General features: G+C 68.0%; 15 protein-coding genes. 13 read left to right on the top strand and 2 right to left on the bottom strand.

All coding sequences use genetic code 11. From position 1 onward, the window contains the following. Positions 1 to 9: 9 nt before the first annotated feature. The 6 genes from ACX9OT_RS09915 to ACX9OT_RS09890 all read left to right on the top strand — a co-directional run bounded on the left by ACX9OT_RS09915 (position 10) and on the right by ACX9OT_RS09890 (position 11,561). Positions 10 to 372, top strand: coding sequence for a response regulator (locus ACX9OT_RS09915; RefSeq protein WP_005410717.1), 363 nt, complete (start codon positions 10 to 12; stop codon positions 370 to 372). After that, complete coding sequence (locus ACX9OT_RS09910; protein ID WP_049400398.1) at positions 372 to 902, top strand: chemotaxis protein CheW; 531 nt, start codon at positions 372 to 374, stop codon at positions 900 to 902. Before ACX9OT_RS09915 ends, ACX9OT_RS09910 begins: the two co-directional genes overlap by 1 nt. 41 nt (positions 903 to 943) lie before the next feature. After that, positions 944 to 2,980 (top strand): methyl-accepting chemotaxis protein, encoded by a 2,037-nt coding sequence (locus ACX9OT_RS09905; RefSeq protein ID WP_032130100.1) that lies wholly within the window; start codon positions 944 to 946, stop codon positions 2,978 to 2,980. A gap of 100 nt (positions 2,981 to 3,080) precedes the next feature. Then, entirely contained in the window at positions 3,081 to 9,773 is a 6,693-nt protein-coding gene (locus ACX9OT_RS09900) for an Hpt domain-containing protein (RefSeq protein ID WP_277778646.1), read from the top strand. Next, positions 9,760 to 11,100: a chemotaxis protein CheB gene (locus ACX9OT_RS09895; RefSeq protein WP_277778647.1), complete on the top strand. Its 1,341-nt coding sequence runs from the start codon at positions 9,760 to 9,762 to the stop codon at positions 11,098 to 11,100. The genes ACX9OT_RS09900 and ACX9OT_RS09895 overlap by 14 nt, the downstream gene beginning before the upstream one ends. Continuing rightward, positions 11,097 to 11,561 (top strand): chemotaxis protein CheW, encoded by a 465-nt coding sequence (locus ACX9OT_RS09890; RefSeq protein WP_032130103.1) that lies wholly within the window; start codon positions 11,097 to 11,099, stop codon positions 11,559 to 11,561. Before ACX9OT_RS09895 ends, ACX9OT_RS09890 begins: the two co-directional genes overlap by 4 nt. Before the next feature lie 103 nt (positions 11,562 to 11,664). Here ACX9OT_RS09890 and ACX9OT_RS09885 read toward each other — a convergent pair whose 3' ends face one another. Together ACX9OT_RS09885 and bioA are read right to left on the bottom strand one after the other, a co-directional pair. Further along, positions 11,665 to 12,402, bottom strand: a complete 738-nt coding sequence (locus ACX9OT_RS09885; protein WP_277778648.1) for a 16S rRNA (uracil(1498)-N(3))-methyltransferase — start codon at positions 12,400 to 12,402, stop codon at positions 11,665 to 11,667. Continuing rightward, on the bottom strand, positions 12,393 to 13,784 hold the full coding sequence (bioA, locus tag ACX9OT_RS09880; RefSeq protein WP_277778649.1) for an adenosylmethionine--8-amino-7-oxononanoate transaminase: 1,392 nt from the start codon (positions 13,782 to 13,784) through the stop codon (positions 12,393 to 12,395). The genes ACX9OT_RS09885 and bioA overlap by 10 nt, the downstream gene beginning before the upstream one ends. A gap of 77 nt (positions 13,785 to 13,861) precedes the next feature. On the opposite strand from bioA, the gene nudE reads away from it, so the two are divergent. The 7 genes from nudE (at position 13,862) to ACX9OT_RS09845 (ending at position 18,414) form a co-directional block, all read left to right on the top strand. Beyond that, positions 13,862 to 14,425, top strand: coding sequence for an ADP compounds hydrolase NudE (nudE, locus tag ACX9OT_RS09875; protein WP_005418435.1), 564 nt, complete (start codon positions 13,862 to 13,864; stop codon positions 14,423 to 14,425). Then, on the top strand, positions 14,422 to 15,225 hold the full coding sequence (gene cysQ / locus ACX9OT_RS09870; RefSeq protein ID WP_032130106.1) for a 3'(2'),5'-bisphosphate nucleotidase CysQ: 804 nt from the start codon (positions 14,422 to 14,424) through the stop codon (positions 15,223 to 15,225). The genes nudE and cysQ overlap by 4 nt, the downstream gene beginning before the upstream one ends. Before the next feature lie 13 nt (positions 15,226 to 15,238). Beyond that, the gene (gene mazG, locus ACX9OT_RS09865; protein ID WP_049422149.1) at positions 15,239 to 16,078 is read left to right on the top strand and encodes a nucleoside triphosphate pyrophosphohydrolase; all 840 of its coding nucleotides are present in this window, start codon (positions 15,239 to 15,241) and stop codon (positions 16,076 to 16,078) included. Then, positions 16,075 to 16,404 (top strand): YnfA family protein, encoded by a 330-nt coding sequence (locus tag ACX9OT_RS09860; protein ID WP_032130110.1) that lies wholly within the window; start codon positions 16,075 to 16,077, stop codon positions 16,402 to 16,404. The genes mazG and ACX9OT_RS09860 overlap by 4 nt, the downstream gene beginning before the upstream one ends. A 245-nt stretch (positions 16,405 to 16,649) precedes the next feature. Continuing rightward, a complete protein-coding gene (locus ACX9OT_RS09855; protein ID WP_049463548.1) occupies positions 16,650 to 16,952 on the top strand; it encodes an Mpo1-like protein in 303 nt (100 codons plus the stop codon). 66 nt (positions 16,953 to 17,018) lie between these two features. Then, on the top strand, positions 17,019 to 17,978 hold the full coding sequence (locus ACX9OT_RS09850) for an SPFH domain-containing protein (RefSeq protein WP_005410704.1): 960 nt from the start codon (positions 17,019 to 17,021) through the stop codon (positions 17,976 to 17,978). A gap of 1 nt (position 17,979) precedes the next feature. Further along, positions 17,980 to 18,414: an NfeD family protein gene (locus ACX9OT_RS09845; protein ID WP_125895565.1), complete on the top strand. Its 435-nt coding sequence runs from the start codon at positions 17,980 to 17,982 to the stop codon at positions 18,412 to 18,414. Positions 18,415 to 18,834: the final 420 nt, after the last annotated feature.

Genomic DNA, 18,834 nt, shown 5'->3' with positions numbered 1-18,834 from the left:
AAAGGCACAATGGCTCGTATCGTTCTGATCGAGGATTCACCGACCGACCGCGCGGTGTTCACCCAGTGGCTGCGCCGTGCCGGCCATGAGGTGCTGGAAGCGGACAACGCCGAGGATGGACTGCAGCTGGTCCGCGACCAGGTGCCGCAGCTGGTGCTGATGGACGTGGTCCTGCCCGGCATGAGCGGCTTCCAGGCCACCCGTGCGATGGCCCGTGATGCGGCGATCAAGCACATTCCGGTGATCATCGTCAGCACCAAGGCGATGGAAACCGACAAGGCATGGGGACTGCGCCAGGGCGCAGCCGATTACATCGTCAAGCCGCCGCGCGAGGATGAACTGATCGCGCGGATCAACGAACTGGTGGCCTGATGCGCTCGCCCTTCGACATCCTCGAAGCCTATGAACGGCGCAGCCTGGCCCATGCGGTGCAGCTGCCCGAGCGGCAGTTCGCGCAGGACCTCTGGCGTGGCGTGGGCTACCGCGTCGGCCAGCGCCGGCTGGTATCCGATTTCCGCGAAGTGGTGGAAATCGTGCCGATGCCGCCGGTGACCCCGGTGCCGTGCGCGCAGCCGTGGCTGCTGGGCGTGGGCAACCTGCGCGGCAACCTGTTCCCGGTGGTCGACCTGAAGTACTTCCTGGAAGGCACGCGTACCGTGCAGCAGGAAGGCCAGCGCGTGCTGATCATGCGCCAGTCGGGTGGCGACGTCGCGCTGACCATCGATGAACTGTTCGGCCAGCGCAGCTTCGAACTGGACCAGCAGATCGCGGCCGGCACGCTGGCCGAAGGACGTTACGGCCACTTCGTCGATCGCGCCTTCCACGCCGACGGCCACGACTGGGGCGTGTTCTCGCTCTCGCTGCTGTCGCGTACCCCTGAATTCCGGCAAGCCGCGGCCTGAGGCCGGGCATCGCCCCCTGCATTGAAGATCGAGGTTGAACGATGAGTACTGCTTCGGACGCCACCAAGACCGGCAAGCTGCGGCTGGGCGGCAGCAACCTCTGGTTGTTCCTGCTGCTGGCATCGATGATCCTGTTCGGCGTCAACACCGGCGTCGCCACCTGGCAGGGCAGTCGCCTGGCCGATGCCGGTTCCAAGGCAGCCGACCTGCAGGTGCTGTCGCAGCAGCTGGCCAACCAGGGCCGTGATGCGGTGGGCGGCAACGCGCAGGCGTTCACTGCCTTCAAGGCCACCCGCAACGCGATCGAACAGAACGTGTCGACCCTGCAGGGGCGCTACGGCAAGGAACCGGGCGTGTCCGGTGCGATCGCCACCCTGGCCGAGACCTGGGCGCCGCTGGGCAAGCAGGCCGGGCAGCTGGTTGCCAGTGAACCGGCGGTGCTGGCGCTGGCCGGCAATGCCAACAACTTCACCGGCGCGGTGCCGGGCCTGCAGGCCCAGCTGAACGAGCTGGTGCGCGCGATGTCCGCCTCGGGCGCGCCGTCGTCGCAGGTGTACAGCGCACTGCAGCAGGTCGTGGTGGCCGGTTCGATGGCCCGCCGCGTGACCGAAATGCGTGCCGGTGGCAGCGCCGCTGCCACCTCGGGCGATGCACTGGCACGCGACATTACCGTGTTCTCGCAGGTGCTCGACGGCCTGCGCAACGGCAACGAGGAACTGGGCATCACCGCCGTACGCGGTGCCGCCGCCGTGGCCGCGCTGGAGCAGTCGCAGCAGAAGTGGGAGGCAATGAAGCAGGACGCCGATGCGATCCTGGCCAGCTCGCGCCAGCTGTTCGCCGCCCAGTCCGCCGCCACCGCGCTGGGCCAGGGTTCGGCGCACATGCTGGACGACAGCCGCAAGCTGTTCGAGGCGTTCTCCTCGTTCGGCTCGGTGTCCGATACCCGCCTGTTCCCGAACTTCTGGATCGGCGTGGTGTCCGGTGCGCTGTCGCTGATCGCGATCATCGGCTTCGTCTCCACCAACGTGCGCAGCCGCTCGCGCGAGCAGGAACTGCGCTACCAGACACAGGTGGAATTCAACAGCCGCAACCAGCAGGCGATCATGCGGTTGCTGGACGAAATCTCCTCGCTGGGTGAGGGCGACCTGACCGTGAAGGCCTCGGTGACCGAGGACATGACCGGCGCCATCGCCGACGCGATCAACTACGCGGTGGACGAGCTGCGCCACCTGGTGACCACCATCAACGACACCTCGGCCAAGGTCGCGCTGTCCACCCAGGAAACCCAGGCCACCGCCATGCAGCTGGCAGAGGCGGCGGGCCACCAGGCCAACCAGATCACCTCGGCCTCGGACCGCATCGGTGAAATCGCGGCGAGCATCGAACAGGTGTCGCGCAACTCGGCCGAGTCGGCCGACGTGGCACAGCGCTCGGTGGTGATCGCTGCCGAAGGTGCCGGCGTGGTGCGCGAGACCATCCAGGGCATGGACCAGATCCGTGACCAGATCCAGGAAACCTCCAAGCGCATCAAGCGCCTGGGCGAGTCGTCGCAGGAAATCGGCTCGATCGTGGAACTGATCAACGACATTTCCGAGCAGACCAACATCCTGGCATTGAACGCGGCGGTGCAGGCGGCTTCGGCCGGTGAAGCGGGCCGCGGTTTCGCGGTCGTGGCCGACGAAGTGCAGCGCCTGGCAGAACGCACCTCGGGCGCAACCCGACGCATCGAGAACCTGGTGCAGGCGATCCAGGCCGATACCAACGAAGCGGTCACCTCGATGGAACAGACCACCGCCGAAGTGGTGTCCGGTGCACGCCTGGCCGAGGACGCCGGCACCGCACTGACCGAAATCGAGCGCGTGTCCAATGCACTGAACACCCTCATCAAGAACATCTCCATCGCCGCCCAGCAGCAGTCGGCTGCGGCCTCGGACATCACCCGCACCATGGGCGTGATCCGGCAGATCACCGGCCAGACCTCGCAGGGTGCCGGGCAGACCGCCGAATCGATCGGTCACCTCGCGCAGCTGGCGGCCGACCTGCGTCGTTCGGTCGCCGACTTCAAGCTGCCGGCGTGACGCGGGCAGGGCGGCGAGCAAGGAACCAGTCGATGAAGCATTTCCATCCCCCACGCCAGAACTCGCGCGGCTTCCGCGCGGCGGCGAACGGAGCGCGTCCATGAGCAGTCTGCGCGATGCGATGAGCCACGCAGCGCTGGGCTGGGTCAAGCCCGAGCTGGACGAGACCCTGCGCCAGGTGCGCAACGAGGTCGAGTACTACGCGGAAGACCCGGCCGATGCCAGCCGCATGCGCATCTGCGCCGGCTACCTGCACCAGGTGCAGGGCACCCTGCGCATGGTCGAGCTGTACGCCCCGGCGATGGTGGCCGAGGAGCTGGAACAGCTGGCCAATGCCATCGGCGCCGGTAGCGTGGCTGATCGGGATGAAGCCTGCGCGACCCTGATGCGCGGCAGCGTGCTGCTGCCCGATTACCTGGAGCGCCTGCAGAACGGTCACCGCGATATTCCGATCGTGCTGATGCCGCTGCTCAACGAGATCCGCGCCGCGCGAGGCGAAGAAGGCGTGCATGACAGCGTGCTGCTGGCGTTTGCGCCGGACAGTGTCAGCGCCACCGAGGCTGAGCTGGACCATGCCCGCGGCAGCCTGAGCGGGCGCAACCGCGAGCTGCTGGATACGGTCGGCAGCGCGGTGAAGGAAGAACTGCTGCGCATCAAGGATGCGCTGGACCTGCACCTGCGTACTGGCGGTGCGCCCGAACAGCTGGAGACCCAGGCCAACGAACTTGGCGCCGTGGCCGATACGCTGGGCATGATGGGCCTGGGCGTGGCCCGTGGCGTGGTCGTGCAGCAGCGCGACGCGCTGCGTGGCGTGGTCGAGGGTCGCCAGCAGATCGATGAGAACCTGCTGCTGGATATCGCCGGCGCACTGCTGTACGTGGATGCCTCGCTGGACGACCAGGTGGCCCATCTGGGCGCCGGTGGCAGTGGCGAGGACGATCCGAGCGCGGTCGAGAACCGGCGCACCGTGGAAGTGCTGGCGCATGAAGCCATCGCCAACTTCGCGGCGGCCCGTGAGCATTTCGTCGCTTTCATTGAAACCAGCTGGAACCATGCCGAGCTGCAGGACGTGCCGCGCCTGCTGGGCGATGTGTCCGGTGCGCTGCGCATGCTCGACCTGAACACCGCCGCCGATTACCTGCGCGGTGTGCAGCAGTACATCGAAGCCGAGCTGATCGGTCGCCAGCGCGTGCCCAGTGGCCGCCAGCTGGACACCCTGGCCGATGCCATGGCCAGCCTGGAGTACTACCTCGAGGCTCTGCGCGACCGCCGCCCGGGTCGCGAGGACATCCTCGACATCACCCGCAGCAGCCTTGAAGCGCTGCGCTATTGGCCGTTGCCGGACCGCAATGCGGTGGAGCCTGTTGCCGCCGCGCCGATTCCGTTCGCATCGCTGCTGGTGGACCGCGAGCCGATCGCGCTGCAGGCCGAGCCGCTGCAGCCGGAGCCCATCGAGATTCCGGTGCAGCCGGCCGCGCCCGCCGCCGGCACGGTGCCGGTACCGCTGCCGGACTTCACCTTCGATCCGCCACCGGCCGCGCCTGCACCGGAGGTGGTGGACAACCGCCTGATGTTCGGGGCGCTGGGGAGTGTCGCCTCCACACCGCTGTCGCTGCATGACGACGCGGATGCACCGCTGGTCTTCGCCGCGTCCAGCGCGCCTGCGCCCGAGGTACCGCAATGGGATCTCGCACCGTTCCATCCGGACTCCGAGCCGACCGCGAGTGCCGAAGACGAGCGCAGTCCGACCTTCGCCAGCTTCGACCCGGTCAGTTTCGAACGGGCCGAAACCAGCGTGGAACCGGCGCCGCAGTGGACACTGTCGGAGGCAACACCACCGGCATTGGCCGATGTGGCTGTGATGGATGTCGAGGACGACGTCGACGCGTCGGTGCCCTTTGACACCGCTGACGTTGCCGCGCCCGTGTTCGACCCGGTGGCTGCCGAGCACGATGTGGTCGCCGCCGGTGACGACGTGGTGTTCCGTTTCGACGCCGATGCGCTGGACAATGCCGACGACGTGCTGTCGCTGCACGCGATGGAGACGCTGTCGCTGGACGACGACGCCGGATTGCACCCGGCGCTGGAGATCGTCGATCCCGCTGCACCCGTGCGGGTGGACGAAAGCCCTGTGGTTGCCGAAGCGGACGCGGTTCCGGCGGATGTGCAGGAGGACGTGCCCGCGCCGATGGCCGAGGTGCTGACGCCGGTCTCCGATGCACCGGCACCGGCGGTGTCGGTGATTGATATCGACACCATCGCGCCCATCGACTTCAGCGAAGCCGACGCGCAGTTCTTCGCCGAGCTGAGCGCCGCGGCGGCCGATTTCAATCCGCAGGCCATGGCGGCTCCGCCCGCTGCGGACATCCCGGTCGTGGCCGGCACCGAGACCGGCTTCGAGGCCGGCTTCGACGACGATGCCGAGAACATCGACGAGGACATCCGCGAGGTGTTCCTGGAAGAGTTCGACGACGAGCTGGCCAACCTGGGCACGCTGCTGCCGGCATGGCACATGCAGCTGGACAACATGGACCGGCTGCGGCCGATCCGCCGCATCTTCCACACCCTCAAAGGCAGTGGCCGCCTGGTGGGTGCACGCACCCTGGGCGAGTTCGCCTGGAAGATCGAAGGCATGCTCAATCGCGTGCTCGATGGCAGTCGCCCGGCGACTCCGGCGGTGCTGGCGATGGTCGACAACGCCCATGCCGCGCTGCCGCAGCTGAACGCCGCGCTGCGCCATGGCCAGCGCATCAGCGTGGACCTGCAGGCGATGCAGGCCATTGCCGATCGGGTCGGTGCCGGCGAGGAGACCTTCTACGTGCCGTTGCCGGCTGCGGCCGCACCGGCAGCGACACTGGCCGAGTCCGAAGGCGAAGACGAAATCAGCCGACTGCTGGAAGCCGAGGCCGCTGCGTCGGCGCAGGCCGATGCCACGGCGGTGGCGGAAGACGCCGGTACCCCGGCCAACATCGACAGCGTACTGCGCGAGATCCTCGAGGCCGAGGTCGAAGTCCACCAGGCGACCCTGCAGGAATGGCTGCGTTCGGCGCAGCAGGCACCGCAGCCGGTCAGCGACGCACTGCTGCGTGCGGTGCACACCATGAACGGCGCCTTCGCGATGACCGAAGTGCCGGAAATCACGGCGGTCACCGGCGGTGCCGAGTCCTACATCAAGCGCGCCCTGGCCGCCGACGTGGTGCCTGGCGACGAGGGCGTAGCCGCACTGGATGCGACCGCGCAGGCGATCACCGCGACCATGGAAGCGCTGCAGGCCGAACAGCCGCGGATTGTTCCGCAGGGCGCGTTGGTGCAGCGGCTGCAGGCATTGGCCGGCGAGCTGCCGGAAGCGCGCTGGCCGCTGTTCGCGCTGGAAGACGAGGACGAAGAGGGCGTCGAGCTGGCGCCTGATGCCGAGCAGGCATCCGCGGCCGAAGCGCCGCTGGCCGGGCTGGACACGCTGGACGAAACCAGCATGCCGTCCGCTTTCGATGCGGCGACCGATTTCATTGCCGAGCCGCAGTCGCATGCCGAAGATGCGCTGGAACCGGTTCCAGCTGCAACCGGGCTGGAGGCGCTGGACGTCGCAGCCGACAGCGGCCTGGACGTGGGTGAGCTGACCGCCAGCGACGATCTTTCGCGTTACTTCGACGCCGGCTGGCCGTCGGTGCCGGGCGAAGGTGAACCTGCCACGGCGGACACCGGCGCGATTGAATCGATCCAGCCGATTGAAAGTGCGCCTGATGTTGCCCAGGACGAATCAGATGCCGTGCCGGCGATCGCGACGGTCGACGACGCTGACCTGACCATGGCGGACGATCTGTCGCCGTACCTCGACGCCAGTGCGCTGCCGGTGGATGACCGCGACACGGAAGAGTTGCCGGTGTCTGCGGAAGTTGACGCGATCGACCTGAATACGCCGTTGCCGTTTGATTCGGGCAGTGACGATGACAACGTCATTGACGACGCTGCTGCACTGCCACTCGACAGCGAGCTGTCGAGCCTGCAGGATGAAATGGCTGTGCCGGGTTTTGCAGAACCGGTCACGCTGGCAGCCGCGCTCGAGGCCGGCCTGCACGTGATCGAGGAGGAGCAGACCCTGGACGACGACGGGCAATGGCCCGTGATCGGCCTCCAGGCCAGCGAACTCGCGCCGGGTGAGGCAGATGCCTTTGCCGAGGATGCGGACGTCGGCGGGGAGGCGGCGGTCGGTGAAGGAGAGAGCGCCGATCAGCCGTCCCCGGCGACGGTGATTGAGGAGATCACCGCGGAGGCACCGCAGGGCGGCACTGCTGCGGTGCGCTTCTTCGAAATGGAAGACGCACCGGGCCAGGGTACGGTCGATGCCGATGCACAGGTTGCAGCGACCGACATCGTGCCGCGTGCGCCGCACCACGAGCAGGCACCTGTTGCGGCGGATGCCGAGGACGGCGCTGATGCACTCGACTTCAGCGTGTACGACCGCGAGCTGGTCGATATCTTTGTCGAGGAAGGCAAGGACCTGCTCGACCACTGCGATGGCCTGATCAGCGAACTGCGCGATGCACCGCAGGACCGCGAGGTGCTGGCCGGCCTGCAGCGTGACCTGCACACCCTGAAGGGTGGCGCACGCATGGCTGGCATCAATGCCATCGGCGACCTTGGCCACAGCATCGAATCGCTGCTGGAGGCGGTGGCCGCTGGCCGTACCGAGATCGAACGCCGCGACGTGCAGCTGCTGGAGCGTGGCTTTGACCGCCTGCACCAGCTGCTCACCCGCACCGGCGCGCACCGCGTGGTGGAGCCGGCGCAGGATCTGGTCGAAGCCTTCGAGGTCCGCACCACCATCGATATCGCCGCAGCCGCTGCGGCCGCGCGTGCGGCCAGCGAGATCGAGACCGTGCCCGCACAGGCCGCGGGCCCGCTGGCGACCCCGATTGAAGCGCCGCTGTCGGCTCCGCTTCCGGCCGAGGGCGTGATCGATGAAGATCCGCTGGCGCGTCCGCAGCAGGAGCAGGTGCGCGTGCGTGCCGACCTGCTCGACCGCCTGGTCAACCATGCCGGTGAAGTGGCGATCTACCGCTCGCGGCTTGAACAGCAGCTGGGTGCCTTCCGTGGTGCCATGGGCGAACTGGAGCGCACCAATGCGCGACTGCGCGACCAGCTGCGGCGACTCGACCTGGAAACCGAGGCGCAGATCGTCGCCCGCTACCAGCGCGAACAGGACCAGGCCGACCAGAAGTTCGATCCGCTGGAGCTGGACCGCTTCTCCACCCTGCAGCAGCTCAGCCGTGCGCTGAACGAGTCGGCGGCCGACCTGGGTGGCCTGCAGGGCGTGCTGGACGATCTGTCGCGCCAGTACGATTCGCTGCTGCAGCAACAGTCGCGCGTCAGCTCCGAGCTGCAGGATGGCCTGATGCGCGCGCGCATGGTGCCGTTCGATGGCCTGGTGCCGCGCCTGCGCCGCGTGGTCCGCCAGTCCGGCATGGATACCGGCAAGCAGGTCCACCTGACCCTGGAAGGAACCCACGGCGAACTGGACCGCAACGTCCTCGACCGCATGGTCGCGCCGCTGGAACACATGCTGCGCAACTCCGTGGCCCATGGCCTGGAAGCGCCGGAACAGCGCCGCGCCGCCGGCAAGCCGGAGGAGGGCGAGATCGCCATCCGCCTGCACCGCGAAGGTTCGGAAATCGTGCTGGAAGTGGCCGATGACGGTGCTGGCCTGGACCGCGAGGCGATCCGCCGCCGCGCCATCGACCGTGGCCTGCTGGCCGCCGATGCGCAGCCGAACGAGCAGGAGCTGGACAACCTGATCTTCGCGTCCGGCTTCACCACCGCCGACCAGGTCAGCCAGCTGGCCGGTCGTGGCGTGGGCATGGACGTGGTGCGCAACGAAGTGCGCCAGCTCGGTGGCTCGGTCGACATCCAGTCGGTGCGGGGCCAGGGCGTACGCTTCACCCTGCGCCTGCCGCAGACGCTGGCCGTCACCCAGGCGGTGTTCGTGCAGATCGGCGAAACCACCTTCGCGGTGCCGGTGGCCTCGGTCAGTGGTATCGGCCGCCTGTCGCGCGAGCGTTTCGAAGCCGCCGACAGCAGCTACCGTTACAGCGGCGAAGACTATCCGCTGTACGACCTCGGCAGCCTGGTCGGGCAGGCCCCGGCGCGTGCCGATGGCCAGGACCAGGTGCCGCTGCTGCTGGTCCGTGCCGGTGATCTGCGTGCCGCCGTGGCGATCGACCAGGTGCTGGGCAACCGCGAAATCGTGGTCAAGCCGGTCGGCCTGCAGATCGCGTCGGTGCCGGGCATCTATGGTGCCACCATCACCGGCGATGGCCGCGTGGTGGTGATCCTGGACGTGGCGCCGCTGGTGCGCCGCTTCCTCGCCAACCCGACGCTGCCTGTGCTGGCCAACGCACCGCGCCAGGAGCGCCAGGTGCCGCTGGTGATGGTGGTCGACGACTCGCTGACGATGCGCAAGGTCACCGGCCGCATCCTCGAACGCCACAACTTCGAGGTCAGCGTCGCCCGCGACGGCGTGGAAGCGCTGGAACGCCTGGAAGAGCGCGTGCCGGACCTGATGCTGCTGGATATCGAGATGCCGCGCATGGATGGCTACGAGCTCGCCACCGCGATGCGTGCCGACCCGCGCTACAGGGACGTGCCGATCGTGATGATCACTTCGCGCAGCGGTGACAAGCACCGCCAGCGCGCCTTCGAGATCGGTGTCCAGCGTTACCTGGGCAAGCCGTACCAGGAACTGGACCTGATGCGTAACGTGTACGACCTGCTGGGGATCGCCCGTGTCCGTGAGTGAAACCCAAGCGGCTCCGGCCGTGGCCCTGCTGGCCCGTCCCGGCGCGGCGCGTGAGCGCCTGCGTGAGGCGTTGTCGCACGCCGATGTGCAGCTGGTGCTGGAAGATAATCCCAACACGCTGGAGGCGCGGGTCCTGCAGGAGGCGCGCCCACAGTTCGTGGTGATCGCGCTGGAAGCCGCCATCGAGGACGCCTTGGAGCGCCTGGAAGCGGTGCTGTCCGCACCGGGTCTGACCCTGGTCTTCGACGAGGCCGAACTGGCTGCACGTCGTGATGGTTGGGAGGCTCAGCGCTGGGGCCGTCATCTGTCCGCCAAGCTGCATGGCCACCAGCAGGTGTTGCCGCCGGGGGCCGAAGAAGAACCCAGCCTGCAGCTGGAGCCGGGCCACCCGGCACCGGCACCGGCGCCGCAGGAAGAAGCGCTGCAGCCGCACCTGGAGCAGGCATTGAGCTGGGCCGACGAGGTCCCCGCTGACACTCTGCACTCGCCGCCTGTACAGCTGCACGAACCGATCGCGCTGGAACAGGCGCTGGCCGCGCTGCAGCCGGTGGTGCCTGAGCCGCTGCAGGCCTCCGCACTGCCGTCGCTGGCAGAGACCGCGTCCGCATCACCGCCGCTACCGCCGGTCTCCTTCGACCACACCGCCTGGTCGCTGGTCGAGGACGAGGCCGATGCCTCGGCAACCGCTCCGCACCACGCTGCCGTGGAGGCTCCGTTGCCTTCCTTCGATACCGGTCATCTGAGCCTGGTCGATCTGGACGCTGCTGCGCCCGTGGGCGCACGCGCAGGATCGCTGCTGGTGCTGGCCGGCATCGGTGGCCCGGATGCGCTGCGTCGCCTGCTCGGCGCGCTGCCGCCTTCGCTGAGCGTGCCCGTCCTGGTGCACATGCGCCTGGATGGCGGGCGCTACGGCAACCTGGTCAAGCAGATGGCACGTGTGTCGCCGTTGCCGGTGCAGCTGGCTGAAGCCGGCCAGCGTGCAACTCCGGGTGAAGTGCATGTGCTGGCCGATGACATCGGCGTGCAGGCAGCCAGTGACGGCCTGCATTTCGTCAGCGACGCGCAGGGCATTGCGATTGCCGCGCTGCCAGCTGACCACACCGCGCTGGTCCTGCTCAGCGGCGCTGACCTTGCGCATGTCGGTCCGGCGCTGGATCTGGCTGCCGCCGGTGCATGGGTGGCCGGGCAGGTGGGCGAGGGCTGCTACGACCCGGCTGCAGCCACGGCGGTGGTTGCTGCCGGCATGGTGGCCGGTGAACCGCAGGAACTGGCGCAGGCGATTGCCGCGCGCTGGGGTGAGCAGGACGACAACGGAGAAGCACCATGAGCTATGCCAGCAATGACGAAATCCGTGGCGTCCTGATCCAGGCCGGCAACGCGCGCGTGCTGCTGCCCAATGCCACCGTGGCCGAAATGATGTCGCGCGTGCCGGTGCAGCCGGTCTCCGGTGCGCCGCGCTGGCTGGTGGGCGAGATCGGCTGGCACGGCTGGCAGGTGCCGCTGGTGTCGTTCGCACGTCTTTCGGGACTGGGCGAAGAAGCCGTGGGCGGCCACAACAAGGTGGTGGTGCTGAAGGCCCTCAGCGGCAACGCGCAACGCCCGTACTACGCCCTGCTGACGCAGAACTTCCCGCAGCTGATTTCGGTGCCGCGCGACGGCCTGCTGGCTGACGCCTCGGAAGAAACCCTGCCGGACATCGTGCACATGCGTGTGCTGCTGGGCGAGCAGAGCGCGCTGCTGCCGAACCTGGACGCGCTGGAAGCGGCGCTGGATTCGCTGGCGGCCTGATCGGGAATCCGCCGGTCGGGTTCCCGGTAGTGCCGGACGCTGGCCGGCAACCGCATGATTCCGTGGATGCCGGCCAGCGGCCGGCACTACCAGGAATCGGGCCTTACCCCAGATCCCCCAACCGTGCCTGCAACGCTGCAATCGCGGCGAGGCCGGCCGTTTCCGTGCGCAGGATGCGCGGTCCCAGCTGCAGGCCCTGGAAGCCCGCGGCCGCCAGTTGATCACGGTCGCGTGGCGACCACCCACCTTCCGGGCCGATCGCGATCACGATGCCGCCTGCCGGAGCGGCCGCCAGCGTCGACAAGCGATGTGTGCCCAGCGGATCCAGGGTCAACCGCAGCGTATCCACCGGCAGTGCCGCTGCCGCCTGCGCCAGCGACAGCGGTGATCCCACCTGCGGAATGCGCGCGCGCCCGGACTGGCCGCAGGCCGAGGTCACCACATTGTTCCAGTGCGCCACGCGCTTCTCCGCCCGTGCTGCATCCAACTTCACCTCGGTGCGCTCGGCGTTGACCGGAATGATCGCCGCCACGCCCAGTTCGGTGGCTTTCTGCAGGATCAGGTCCATCTTCTCGCCACGGGCGATGCCCTGCAGCAGGGTGATCGCCAGCGGCGATTCGGTGTCGATGGCCTGCACGGCGTCGATGCGCACCTGCACTTCGCGCTTGCCGGCCACGGTCAGCGTGGCGCTGTAGTCATGGCCGTCGCCGTTGAACAGCACGCAGGTATCGCCCTCGCGCAGGCGCATCACCCGCACCAGATGGTTGGCGGTCTCTTCCGGCAGGGTCACGGTCTGGCCGCTGTGCAGCGCCAGGTCGATGGGGCAGCGGGTCACGCGCATGCAATCGCCTCGTCAATCGCCGCCAGCGTGGTATGTGCCAGCAGCTCCAGTTGTTCGTCATCCACGCAGTAGGGTGGCATCCAGTACAGCACGTCGCCCAGCGGACGCAGTACCACACCGCGCTTCAGCGCGGCCTTGTAGGCGTGCAGGCCCAGCCGCATGGCCGGGTCGAACGGTGTGCGCTTGTTGCCATCGCGCGACAGCTCGAACGCCACCACCATGCCGGCCTGGCGCACGTCGGCCATGTGCGGGTGGTCGGCAAACGGTGCCGCCAGCGTGCCCATCACCGAGGCGATGCCCCGGTTGCGCGCGATCACATCGTCGTCGCGGAAGATGTCCAGCGTCGCCAGCGCGGCCGCGCAGGCCAGCGGGTTGCCGGTGTAGCTGTGCGAATGCAGGAAGGCGCGCTCGCGCGAGTCGTCGAGGAACGCGTCGTACAGGGCCTGCGTGGCCAGTACCGCGGCAAGCGGCAGGAAGCCGCCGGTCAGGCCTTTCGAGAGGCACATCAGGTCCGGCATCACCCCGGCCTGCTCGCAGGCGAACAGGGTGCCGGTGCGGCCGAAACCGGTGGCGATCTCGTCGGCGATCATGAATGCACCGTGCGCATCACACAGTTCGCGAACCCGCTGCAGGTACACCGGATCGTGCATGCGCATGCCGCCCGCGCACTGCAGGCGTGGCTCCAGGATCACCGCACAGATCTCGCCCGGATGCTGGTCGAACAGTGTGGCCAGGCCATCGGCGGCCTGGCGCGCGCGATCGGCGGCGCTCTGGCCGGGCTCGGCCAGGTAAGCGTCGGGCGAGGGCGCGAACAGCCCTTCGGCCAGCAGCGGCGCATAGACGCGGCGATACAGCGGGATGTCACCCAGCGCCAGCGCGCCCAGGGTCTCGCCGTGGTAGCCGTTCTCCAGTGCGATGAACCGCGTGCGCCGCGGCTCGCCACGGTTCTGGAAATACTGGAAGGCCATCTTCAGCGCCACTTCCACGCCGGCGGAGCCGTTGTCAGCGTAGAACACCTTGGCCAGCGGTTCGCGGCCAGGCTGGCGCGGGGCCAGCGCCAGCAGGCGTTCGGCCAGGGTGATGGCTGGCTCATGACCGAAGCCGGCCAGCATCACCTGTTCCAGCTGCGTGGCCTGGGCGGCGATGGCACCACCGATGCGCGGTTCGGCATGACCGAACAGGTTGGTCCACCAGCTGCTGACCGCGTCCAGGTAGCGGTTGCCGTCGTGGTCGAACAACCAGGCGCCCTGGCCGCGTGCGATCGGGACCAGTGGCAGGGTGTGCGGATGCTCGCGCATCTGCGTGCACGGGTGCCACAGCACCTTGAGGTCGCGTTGCCGCCAGTGCTCGACCAGCGGGGAGGGGGTTGGGTCTGCTAGCATTTCGGGCTCATGAACATGTTGCTGCCTGCACATTCTATCGGCCCCGGCGCAGGCGCCGGCCGCCGCGGAGATTCCGCATGAACGATGACCGTGCCGGCCGTCGCTTGCCGATCATCCATCGGATCACCGATGAGGAGAACGGTCCCTTCCAGCGCCAGCACCTGGACCTGGAGTTCTCCAACGGCGAACGCCGCCGCTTCGAGCGGCTGGTCAGCCGGGGGCATGGCGCGGTGGTGGTGGTGCCGATGCTCGACGACGAAACCGTGCTGCTGGTACGTGAATACGCCGCCGGCATGCACCGCTACGAACTGGGCCTGGTCAAGGGCCGGATCGATGCCGGCGAGACCCCCGAGCAGGCCGCCGACCGCGAACTGAAGGAAGAGGCCGGTTACGGCGCGCGCCGGGTGGATGTGCTGCGCGCGATGACCCTGGCCCCGACCTACATGAGCCACCAGTCGTGGCTGGTGGTGGCGCGCGACCTGTACCCGGAAAAGCTGGCCGGCGACGAGCCGGAAGAGCTGGAAGTCGTCCCGTGGAAGCTGGCCGAGCTGGACCAGCTGATGCTGCGCGAGGACTTCTCCGAGGGGCGCTCGCTGGCAGCGCTGTTCATCGCCCGCCAGTGGCTGCAGGGAACGCGATGATCAAACTGACCACGGACCTGCGCGAGACCGCCATCGCCATTGCCCAGGAAGCCGGACAGGCCATCATGCAGGTCTATGCCGACGGCTTCGACGTGCAGATCAAGGATGACAACAGTCCGGTCACCGCAGCCGACCTGGCCGCCAACCAGGTGATCGAGCAGGGCCTGCAGCAGCTGACCCCGGATCTGCCGATCCTGTCCGAGGAATCGGCGCAGGTCCCCTGGGAACAGCGCCGCCACTGGGGCGCCTACTGGCTGGTCGATCCGCTCGATGGCACCCGTGAGTTCGTCAAGCGCAACGGCGAGTTCAGCGTCAACATCGCGCTGATCTACCAGGGCGCACCGGCCTTCGGCGTGGTGCTGGCCCCGGTGACCGGCATCGTCTGGCATGCCATGCGCGGGGAGCTGGCCTATCGCCGGCAGGGCCTGCACGACACCGTGCTGCGCACCCGCACGCCGGCCACCGCACCGCTGCGGGTTGCCGCCAGCCGCTCGCACCGCTCACCGGAAACCGAGGCGCTGCTGGCGCGCATGGGCCGCATCGAGACCATCGCGCAGGGCTCGTCGCTGAAATTCTGCCGGATCGCCGAAGGTGGCCTGGATGTCTATCCTCGTCTGGGCCCGACCTCCGAATGGGATACCGCCGCCGGCCAGTGCGTACTGCACGCCGCCGGCGGTGCGGTACTGTCGGCAGCGACCGGCAAGCCGTTCCGCTACAACCGCCGCGAGACCCTGTTGAACGGTGATTTCATTGCCCTTGGTGACACCAGCCTGCCGTGGCGCGACTGGTTATCCGACTGACCCTGGAGGCCGCATGAGCGCGCATGACACCCCCATCGCCGGCAGTGCAGCCAGCAACGAACTGGAACGCCTGCTGGCGATCATGGCGCGCCTGCGCGATCCGCAGGGCGGCTGCCCCTGGGACCTGGAACAGAACTTCGCGACCATCGCGCCGTACACCATTGAGGAAGCCTACGAGGTGGCCGATGCGATCGACCGTGGCGACCTCGATGATCTCTGCGATGAGCTGGGCGACCTGCTGCTGCAGGTGGTGTTCCATGCACGCATGGCCGAGGAGCAGGGCGCCTTTGCCTTCGCCGAGGTCGCACGCGCGATCAGCGACAAGATGCAGCGCCGCCACCCGCACGTGTTCGCCGATGTCAGCGTCGATGACGCCGACGGGGTGACGCGTAACTGGGATGCGATCAAGCGTGCCGAGCGTGCCGCCAAGGGCGAGCAGGACACCTCCGCATTGGCCGGCATCTCGCGTGGCCTGCCCGAATGGCAGCGAGCGGTGAAGCTGCAGTCGCGCGCGGCCAAGGTCGGTTTCGACTGGCCGGGCCCGTTGCCGGTGCTGGACAAGGCGGCGGAGGAACTGCAGGAGCTGCGCGAGGAGTTCGAGCGCGGCGATATTGCCGGCAACAAAGCGCGCCTGCAGGAAGAGCTGGGCGACCTGCTGTTCGTCTGCGCCAACCTGGCACGCCACGCCGATATCGATCTGGGTGCGGCGCTGCGCGGGGCCAACCACAAGTTCGAACGCCGCTTCCGTGCGATGGAAGCGCAGGCTGACGCCCAGGGTGGAGCGCTGGCGTCGATGGACCTGGATGCGCAGGAAGCACTGTGGCAGCACGCCAAGGCGGCGGAGAAGGCGTGAAGACGCTCGCGCTGTTCCTGCTGACCGCGCTGGCCGAAATTGTCGGCTGCTACCTGCCGTGGTTGTGGCTGCGCAAGGGCGGCAGCGTGTGGCTGCTGCTGCCGGCTGCCGCCAGCCTGGCCCTGTTCGCCTGGCTGCTGACCCTGCACCCGACCGCCAGTGGCCGGGTCTATGCGGCCTACGGTGGTGTCTACATCGGCACCGCGCTGTTCTGGCTGTGGCTGGTCGATGGCATCCGCCCCAGCCGCTGGGACCTGTTCGGCGCAGCCCTGTGCCTGGCCGGCATGGCGGTGATCATGTTCGGGCCGCGCACGCCCCCGGTGTAGCGTCGAGCCATGCTCGACGGCTTCCGCTTTTGTAGCGTCGAGCCAGGCTCGACGGCTTCCGCTCTTATGTAGCGTCGAGCCATGCTCGACTGCAACTGGGAGGGCCAGTCGAGCATGGCTCGCCTCTACAAAGGCAGCGCCACCGGATCATGCACTGCCTTGTCAGAATCGGCCACGCCGTCCAGGCCGCTTTCCCTCCCAGGAAGGCGCATGATGGCGGTGACCACGGCCCCCGGAGCACGCACATGCCCCGCTTCGCCAACTTCCGCGAGTTCTATCCGTTCTATCTCAGCGAGCACCGCCACCCGGTATCGCGCCGGCTGCACTTCGTCGGCAGCTGCGGCGTGCTGCTGCTGGTCGTTGCAGCGATCCTGCGCGGGCAGCCGGTGCTGTTGCTGGCCGCCCTGTTCTGCGGTTACAGCTTCGCCTGGGTCGGCCATTTCTTCTTCGAGAAGAACCGCCCGGCCACCTTCCAGCACCCGCTGTACTCGTTCATGGGCGACTGGGTGATGTTCGCCGACATCCTGCGCGGGCGCGTGCCCTGGTAGCTCCGCTGTGAATGTGGCCTTCACGCGCTATGCTGGGGCCTGGACGTCATAGATAAGGAAAGCAAGATGTTCCCGACCATGTTCTTTACCGTGGTACTGGCCTTCGTGGCCGTGGTGATCCTGTTCAAGGCAGTACGGATGGTGCCCCAGGGCTACGAGTGGACCGTCGAGCGCTTCGGGCGCTACACGCACACCATGACCCCCGGCCTGCATTTCCTGATCCCGATCGTGTACGGGGTGGGGCGCAAGGTGAACATGATGGAGCAGGTGCTGGACGTGCCCAGCCAGGAAGTGATCACCAAGGACAACGCCGCCGTGCGCGTGGACGGCGTGGTGTTCTTCCAGGTACTGGATGCCGCCAAGGCCGCCTATGAGGTGGCCAACCTGGAAGTGGCGATGATCGCCCTGGTGCAGACCAACATCCGTACCGTGATCGGTTCGATGGATCTGGATGAATCGCTCAGCCAGCGCGAGGTGATCAATGCCCAGCTGCTGAGCGTGGTCGACCATGCCACCAATCCCTGGGGCGTGAAGGTCAACCGCATCGAGATCCGTGACATCCAGCCGCCGCGCGATCTGCTGGATGCGATGGCGCGGCAGATGAAGGCCGAGCGCGAAAAGCGCGCGCAGATCCTCGAGGCAGAGGGTTCACGGCAGTCGGAGATCCTGCGCGCCGATGGCGAGAAGCAGGCCACCGTGCTGGAGGCCGAAGGCCGCCGCGAAGCCGCGTTCCGCGATGCCGAGGCGCGCGAGCGCCTGGCCGAGGCCGAAGCGATGGCGACCAAGGTGGTGTCGGCGGCGATTGCCGAGGGCGACGTGCAGGCGATCAACTACTTTGTTGCGCAGAAGTACGTGGAAGCGTTCAAGGAGCTGGCCAGTTCGCCGAACCAGAAGCTGGTGCTGATGCCGATGGAGGCCAGTGGCGTGATCGGTTCGATCGCGGGCGTGGCCGAACTGGCGAAGCAGGCGCTGGCCAGCCAGGACAACAAGGCCGCCGGCAAGCGGCCGCCGCCGCTCGGAGGCTGACATGCGCTGGGAAGTCGTCGGTTGGGGCGCGCTGGCGCTGCTGCTGTTCGCTGCCGAAGCGCTGGCGCCGGGTGCGTTCATGCTGTGGATCGGCATTGGCGCGGCGGCAGTGTTCGTACTGGTTGCGGTGTTCAGCGACATTCCACTGTTGTGGCAGGTGATCGCTTTCGTCCTGCTGAGTGTGGTCTCGATCCAGTGCTACCGGCGCTGGGGGAGGCCGCGGGCACGGCCCAGCGATGCGCCGTTGCTTAACCGCCGTGCCGAGCAGCTGGTCGGCCGGGAGGTGGTACTGCAGCAGGCCATCGTCGGTGGCCAGGGACGGGTCAGCATTGACGATGCGTCCTGGCAGGTGAGCGGTCCGGAGCTGCCTGCGGGTACGTGGGTGCGGGTGGTGGCGGTGCAGGGCAGCACGCTGCTGGTCGAAGCGGTGGCCTAGGGGTTCCCAGCCAACGGCGGAGCCCCTCGTGGGTGGTCGCGGAAGGTGGTTCATGTGTCTGGGTCGGGCGGGTTGGGTTCGCGGGACACGCCGTAGACCCCGCTCCGCGGTCCGGCCCAGCCGCTGGCGGCTGCGCGTTCGGTCGCTTGCGAAGCAGTGCTTCGCAAGCAAAGCGCCCTCACCCATGGGGGCTCGATGGCGCCATCCATGGCGCCAACGGTCCCGCGAACCCAACCCGCCCGGCCCCCGACAGTTTCCGTGCGCGTCCCGCCCACGGAAAAAGAAAAAGAGCAAAGAGCAAAAGCACTCGCTCCGACCCGCCCAGGCCGAGTCAATCCAGAGCCGATGAACTCAGGCTTTGCGCTCCAGCTGTAGAAAGCGGCGCCGGCCGCAGGCCGGCCAAACACCCCGCTGCGCTGC

This window comes from Stenotrophomonas genospecies 3, from assembly GCF_054473855.1.
This window is presented reverse-complemented; position numbering and strand designations above follow the sequence as displayed.

What these genes read in the sequence shown, in the direction of transcription:
- ACX9OT_RS09915 (WP_005410717.1), top strand. Translation starts at nt 10, where the DNA reads ATGGCTCGTATCGTTCTGATCGAGGATTCACCGACCGACCGCGCGGTG.
- ACX9OT_RS09910 (WP_049400398.1), top strand. Translation starts at nt 372, where the DNA reads ATGCGCTCGCCCTTCGACATCCTCGAAGCCTATGAACGGCGCAGCCTG.
- ACX9OT_RS09905 (WP_032130100.1), top strand. Translation starts at nt 944, where the DNA reads ATGAGTACTGCTTCGGACGCCACCAAGACCGGCAAGCTGCGGCTGGGC.
- ACX9OT_RS09900 (WP_277778646.1), top strand. Translation starts at nt 3,081, where the DNA reads ATGAGCAGTCTGCGCGATGCGATGAGCCACGCAGCGCTGGGCTGGGTC.
- ACX9OT_RS09890 (WP_032130103.1), top strand. Translation starts at nt 11,097, where the DNA reads ATGAGCTATGCCAGCAATGACGAAATCCGTGGCGTCCTGATCCAGGCC.
- ACX9OT_RS09885 (WP_277778648.1), bottom strand. Translation starts at nt 12,402, where the DNA reads ATGCGCGTGACCCGCTGCCCCATCGACCTGGCGCTGCACAGCGGCCAG.
- bioA (WP_277778649.1), bottom strand. Translation starts at nt 13,784, where the DNA reads ATGCTAGCAGACCCAACCCCCTCCCCGCTGGTCGAGCACTGGCGGCAA.
- nudE (WP_005418435.1), top strand. Translation starts at nt 13,862, where the DNA reads ATGAACGATGACCGTGCCGGCCGTCGCTTGCCGATCATCCATCGGATC.
- cysQ (WP_032130106.1), top strand. Translation starts at nt 14,422, where the DNA reads ATGATCAAACTGACCACGGACCTGCGCGAGACCGCCATCGCCATTGCC.
- mazG (WP_049422149.1), top strand. Translation starts at nt 15,239, where the DNA reads ATGAGCGCGCATGACACCCCCATCGCCGGCAGTGCAGCCAGCAACGAA.
- ACX9OT_RS09855 (WP_049463548.1), top strand. Translation starts at nt 16,650, where the DNA reads ATGCCCCGCTTCGCCAACTTCCGCGAGTTCTATCCGTTCTATCTCAGC.
- ACX9OT_RS09850 (WP_005410704.1), top strand. Translation starts at nt 17,019, where the DNA reads ATGTTCCCGACCATGTTCTTTACCGTGGTACTGGCCTTCGTGGCCGTG.
- ACX9OT_RS09845 (WP_125895565.1), top strand. Translation starts at nt 17,980, where the DNA reads ATGCGCTGGGAAGTCGTCGGTTGGGGCGCGCTGGCGCTGCTGCTGTTC.